The 5,142-nt window shown below is 61.0% G+C and carries 7 protein-coding genes; 4 read left to right on the top strand and 3 right to left on the bottom strand.

Translation table 11 applies throughout. The annotated features are described in order from the left end of the window. Positions 1–59: 59 nt before the first annotated feature. The gene (locus ACP5J3_RS10675) at positions 60–1,364 is read left to right on the top strand and encodes an ATP-binding protein (protein ID WP_428495677.1); all 1,305 of its coding nucleotides are present in this window, start codon (positions 60–62) and stop codon (positions 1,362–1,364) included. On the opposite strand, the gene ACP5J3_RS10670 is transcribed toward ACP5J3_RS10675, so the two are convergent. The 3 genes from ACP5J3_RS10670 to ACP5J3_RS10660 are packed head-to-tail and all read right to left on the bottom strand — an operon-like array spanning position 1,356 to position 2,408. Next, positions 1,356–1,865 (bottom strand): hypothetical protein, encoded by a 510-nt coding sequence (locus tag ACP5J3_RS10670; RefSeq protein WP_428495676.1) that lies wholly within the window; start codon positions 1,863–1,865, stop codon positions 1,356–1,358. The genes ACP5J3_RS10675 and ACP5J3_RS10670 overlap by 9 nt on opposite strands. Continuing rightward, positions 1,832–2,266, bottom strand: a complete 435-nt coding sequence (locus ACP5J3_RS10665; RefSeq protein ID WP_428495675.1) for a hypothetical protein — start codon at positions 2,264–2,266, stop codon at positions 1,832–1,834. The genes ACP5J3_RS10670 and ACP5J3_RS10665 overlap by 34 nt, the downstream gene beginning before the upstream one ends. Then, entirely contained in the window at positions 2,187–2,408 is a 222-nt protein-coding gene (locus tag ACP5J3_RS10660; RefSeq protein ID WP_428495674.1) for a hypothetical protein, read from the bottom strand. Before ACP5J3_RS10660 ends, ACP5J3_RS10665 begins: the two co-directional genes overlap by 80 nt. Before the next feature lie 13 nt (positions 2,409–2,421). Between ACP5J3_RS10660 and ACP5J3_RS10655 the strand changes: the two genes are divergently transcribed. The 3 genes from ACP5J3_RS10655 to ACP5J3_RS10645 all read left to right on the top strand — a co-directional run bounded on the left by ACP5J3_RS10655 (position 2,422) and on the right by ACP5J3_RS10645 (position 4,525). Further along, on the top strand, positions 2,422–2,676 hold the full coding sequence (locus ACP5J3_RS10655) for a hypothetical protein (RefSeq protein WP_428495673.1): 255 nt from the start codon (positions 2,422–2,424) through the stop codon (positions 2,674–2,676). A gap of 127 nt (positions 2,677–2,803) precedes the next feature. Beyond that, entirely contained in the window at positions 2,804–3,286 is a 483-nt protein-coding gene (locus ACP5J3_RS10650; RefSeq protein ID WP_428495672.1) for a hypothetical protein, read from the top strand. A 51-nt stretch (positions 3,287–3,337) separates the two neighbouring features. Further along, positions 3,338–4,525 (top strand): zinc ribbon domain-containing protein, encoded by a 1,188-nt coding sequence (locus ACP5J3_RS10645; RefSeq protein ID WP_428495671.1) that lies wholly within the window; start codon positions 3,338–3,340, stop codon positions 4,523–4,525. Positions 4,526–5,142: the final 617 nt, after the last annotated feature.

Raw genomic sequence — 5,142 nt, 5'->3', positions numbered from 1 at the left:
GGGGACGGGGTAGAAGATTTTGATCTTGAAGATTTTTATCTTGCATATCTCCGTCTTTTGTGTTTATTGATAGGGAGGGAGAGCTGGGGGTTTTGGAGGAGCTGTATAGAGGGGGTAGGCCGCAGCTTGTGGTGATCTACGGCAGGCGTAGGGTTGGGAAGACTTGGCTGGTTAAGAAGTTTCTGGAGGGGAAGCGGGGCGTGTATATACACGCGCTCCGCCAGCCGATGGGGGTGGAGCTGGAGAGGCTTGCCGAGGCCCTCTCCAGGGCATTGGGGACGTACGTGAGGGCTGACTGGGGATCTGTGGCGGAGGCGCTGGCGGGGGCTGGGAGGTTTGTGCTGGCGGTGGACGAGTTTACCTACTGGGTGGAGGAGGACCCCGGGGTGCTGTCTAGGCTCCAGCAGCTGTGGGACGAGGTGTCTTCTAGAGCCCCCCTGTTTCTAATCCTCCTGTCGTCTACCGTGTCGCTTGTGGAGAAGTCTCTGTCCTACGGCGGGGGGCTCTTCGGGAGGCGGACTGCCCAGCTGAGGCTGGGCCCATTCGCCCCGCATGTGGCTCGTCTAATGTTGCCTTTCTGCGCCGAGGAGCTGGCTGTGGCCTACGCGGTGACCAACGGCGTGCCGTACTACATGTCGCTTTTCGAGGCTGGGCGGGGGCTCTGGGGGAATTTGAAGCGGCTCTTCTCCAAGTGGGGGCCTCTGTACGAGGAGGCGGAGAACCTGCTCCGCTTCGAGGTGAGGGAGCCCCACGTCTATCTAAACATCGTGAGGGCCATCGAGGAGGGGGCGACCACGTACTCCGAGATCGCAGACAGGTCCAGGATCCCCTCCCAGACCCTCGCCAAGTACCTGGCCGTGCTTGAGAGGCTAGAGGTCGTTAGGCGGGAGGTGCCTGTGTTGGGAAAAGCCAGGCCTATCTACGTCGTGTCGGATCTCTACGTCAAGTTCTGGATCCGCACCGTCTACAGGCACAGGGAGCTCGTGGAGCTGGGAGGCGCCGCCCCCGCGGATGTGGATAAGTACATGCAGTCGGCTTACGAGGAGGTGGTGCGGAGGGCCCTCCCCCGTCTGCGGGAGAGGGGGCTCGCGCCTGCCGGGGCCAGGTGCGGGAGGTACTGGAGCGGAGACGTGGAGATCGACCTGGTCTGCGTGGGGGAGGGGGGCTACGCGGCGTTTGAAGTCAAGTGGGCCGACTTAACCCGGGACGAGGCGGAGGAGGTGCTGAGGGAGCTCAAGGCTAAGAGCGGCGGCAGAGAGGGCCGCTACTACGTCGTGGCAAGGAGGGCCCTGGGGGAGAAGCCCCCGTGGCTCCTAGACGCCGGCGACGTATTCGAAGCCGCTCCGTGCAACGCCTCACGGTAGGCGCCCCGCAAGCAACCACCTCTCGAGACCCCTGGCGCCCCTCGCCGCCCTCTCAGCCGCAGACCTCAGCCTAGCCGCCACCTCTCTGGGATCACCGCCGCAGGCCTCTGCCAGCTTGTACGCAAGCGAGAGGAGGTGGCCCGGGTCGTGCTCCGCCTCGTACGCCCCCAGCGGGGTCACCAGCCTGAGCCTGCCCCTGTACACATACGCCTCCACCGGGCAGGGATCGGCCAGCATGTCCAGCAGAGCCGCCCCGCGCCTCCCCAACACATACACCACCCTGGTCCTCCCGCCCCTCTCCGCCCTAGCCCACCTCAGCACCCCCAGCAACTGCGCCGCCTCGATCACGGCGAAGGCGTAGTCGCCCCACCGCCTGTAGAGGTGCCAGAAGGCCACCTCCCCGCCCAGCCCCCTGGCCATCTCAGCCGCCTTCAGCAAGTCGCCCGCCTTGACGAAGCCGTGTGTAGTCATGAGGCCAGCCCGAGGGCGTGGAGCTTCCACAGCCTCTCCACGTACTCGACGGCGGCTCTCCTCACCTCCTCAAGAGCCGCCGGCCTGGGCTCCCCGCCCAGCGCCAGCCAGGGGACGTAGACGACGCCGCGGCCCGGCAGGTAGAACACGTCCACCGGGTCGCATGTACACCTCTCGGCGAAGTACCGCGCCGCGACGTGGAGGGGAGTCGCCTTCTCCACCTCGGCGAGCCTCCGCCTCCACACAGCCTTGTAGATAAACAACTGCTCGGGCGGGGCCTCCAGCAGAGCCCCGACGGCGACGCCCAGCGGATCGCCGCCCTCCACCGCGGCCAGCACCACGTCGCGGTACCTAAGCCTCACCGCCAGGGGGAGGTCGTGCGGCCTCAGATCTGCGGCCAGCTCTCTCCACAAGCCTCTGGATGACGACATGGGGCTCTTCGCAGACCAGGGAGTACTCGTCGCACAGCCCCGCGAAGCGGATAACCTCAGGGTTGAGCTGAAACAGCGGCAGTCTGTCCACCGAGACGGCGAACTCAACCAACGTCTTGACCGCCTGCCGGACTCTCGACATAGGAAACCGCCTTGTGAAAGTCGCAACGGGACACCTGGCAACCACCGGCTTAACCCGTCCATACACCACGTTCAACGTGTCGAAAACCGCGGCGACGTACACCACCACGGGGACCTCGCCATGGTACGCCTATCTCTACCTGGCGGTGGACGCCGCCGAGCCGGGCCTCTGGAGGCTGGCAGACCGCCTGCCCGAGGAGGGCTGGCAGAGGAGGGGGACATATACGGGGCGTACTCGCCGGCGAGAGACAGCGACGAAGGCGATCTAACACTGATGATACCGTAAACCCCCCTTTTTCCCCCGCCCTCTACATTTTACCTGACTTCGCGTCGGACGTTTTTCCTAAATCAGGAAGAACATCCGACGAAGGGTCAGGAAAAGTGTAGAAGAGATAGTTGAATGCTACAGCTGGTTTTAAACCCTGGTTTAGGTGTGGGGCTGTTCACTACGTCTACCTGGCGCTGGCGGGTGGCGTATGTGGGGGTGGGGAAGCGTTGCGGCTACTACGATCGCGTCTACATGCACCTCCGGGGGCCTCCTCCGCGGCGAGGAGGGGGCTTAGGGCCGACGTCTTCATCATCTTGGCCTACACGCGGAGGAGGCGGGTGGCAGAGATGTGGGAGGCGTGGCTCTACGCGGTTTTCAAGCCCCCATTCAACAAGAGGGTGCCTTCCGCGGAGCCGAGGAGGCCTCCCCTCTTCTACACGCAGAGGCGCAGGGACAAGCCGGTGGAGGAGCCCGTGTCCATGGCGAAATACGCCAAGCTTTTGGGCGTCCCGCTGGCCAACACCTCTACGCTTCTGGCAGAGGCGCCTATCAGAGACGTCAGCGGCGCGGCTCCAGAGGCGTATATGGACAAGCCGCCGCCTGGCTGGTAAAGCGGATCGTCAAAGCGGTAATTCAACGTTAGGAGGTGTGCGTAGCGGGACATGGGCTACCGAACACTGGTAATAAAGAGGAGGGTTGAGGAGATTCCACGGCATCAGCTGATCAGATTTCTTGAGGTACAGACGGAATTCCGCAGATGGGCTACTGAGTGGTACAAGAGCGGATTCAAAGCACCGCTCCCACAGCAGAATCCACTGAAGTACTTCGCTGAGAAGTTGAAATATGTTATGAAAGCGTTTCCGATTAATGGGTTGAAAAATGGTATCTGGAGGATACCACTGCCATTTAATGCCCAGCTACGGTTGAGCAACAATGAGGAGGATGAAAGTCGAGGTGTTCTTGTGGATTTCGTCTCTAGTCAAGAAAGCCGAGAGGAAAAAGTGATTAAAGTGAGGAAGTGGAGCGGCCAGCGCGGCAACACTATCGTGATTAGGCTGAGGAAATCAGAAATAAAGTGGATTGAGGAGCGAATAAAGGAAGGCGCCCAATTGAAGTTCGCCCTGGCTTGGGTGGGTAAGAGGAGGGGTAGCAATATCGCTACTTTCAATGTGGCGCTGGTGTTCTACAGAGAAATTACGCCATTCCAGCCCAAGCGGCTTCTTGTCGTGGATATCAACTCTTTGCATAACGGCGTTGTTTGGGCAGTTGTTGAAGAGGGGCGGGTGTTGCGGAGAGGCGTCTTGAGGCCTGATTTGGCGCACATAGGCCGCTCGGAGAGGGAGATCGCCAGGCTGGACTCCCTCTGCTCCACAAAAGGCGGCGCCTACTGCAGAAAGGCCGTGGAGACGAAGAGCCGCCTCTGGCGTCTCTGGAGGCAGTGGAGTATTGAGGCTGTTAAGAAGATTGTAAAACTCGCAGTGCAGTACAGAGCCGCCGTCGTAGTGGACGAGCCCATGGACGAATCAATCCGAGAGCTGAAGGAGGGCGATAGGGTAAAGTCAAACGTCAAGAAGTATCTCAATGTGGGGAGGCTTGTAAAGAGGCTGAGGGAGCTTGCCGAGTGGCACGGGGTGCCCTACGCAGAGCTGAGGCTGTACTCCACCATATGCCCCAGATGCGGAGCAAAGATGGAGGAGTTACCGAACAGAAGGATGAGTTGCCAGTGCGGCTTTGAGGCCAACCGCGACGATGTGCCGATACATTGGGCACAGAAGAGGTACCGGGAAATAATCCCCCTTTTTTCCGCCGTGGCGCCTTACGTTCAACTCCCCTATCTACATTTTACCTGACTTGACATCGGACAATCTTCCTGATTCAGGAAAAACGTACGGCATCAAGTCAGGAAGAATGTAGATGGAGTATTGCGCCGCCTCTGCATAATTTTGAACTGTCCGCACGCCATAACAGTTGAAAGAGAGGGATGCCGAGGCCAGTTCCAAATCTAAAGATTTGGAATTGGTGAAGACGGAATGGGCGAAGCTTGACGTACGCCGATCGTTAATTCATAAATTGGGGATGTGTTTATGCGCACATGGGCAAGCTGGCGCCCGCCCCGCCTCCCGCGAGGGCACCGGGAGGCGCCGTTGCGTCCAATACGCTCCGCCAAAGGGGCGGTGCGAAAACCTCCGGGCGGCCCCGCCCCGGAAGTCCGCAAGGACGATCCGGGGCCCCGTGCCCCCCGGGACGCCCGGAGAGTAGAAAGGGGGTATACCCCTCAAGCTAACACAGGGAAGCGGCGCACCCGTAAGGGCAATAGCGGAGATAACGCCGGCCTAGCCACCGGGTGATTTAAATACAGGCCGCCATCCGCTCCCGTGGCCGGCACGAGGATACTAGCCGCCGCCAGCGGCGCCGTGGCGCTAGCCGCCTCCCTCATCTACACACTTACAGTAACCAGGAGGCTCCC

It is taken from the genome of Pyrobaculum sp., assembly GCF_049971835.1.
Taxonomy (GTDB): domain Archaea; phylum Thermoproteota; class Thermoprotei; order Thermoproteales; family Thermoproteaceae; genus Pyrobaculum.
Note: the sequence above shows the minus strand (reverse complement) of the source record. Positions and strands in the feature narration are given on the sequence as shown.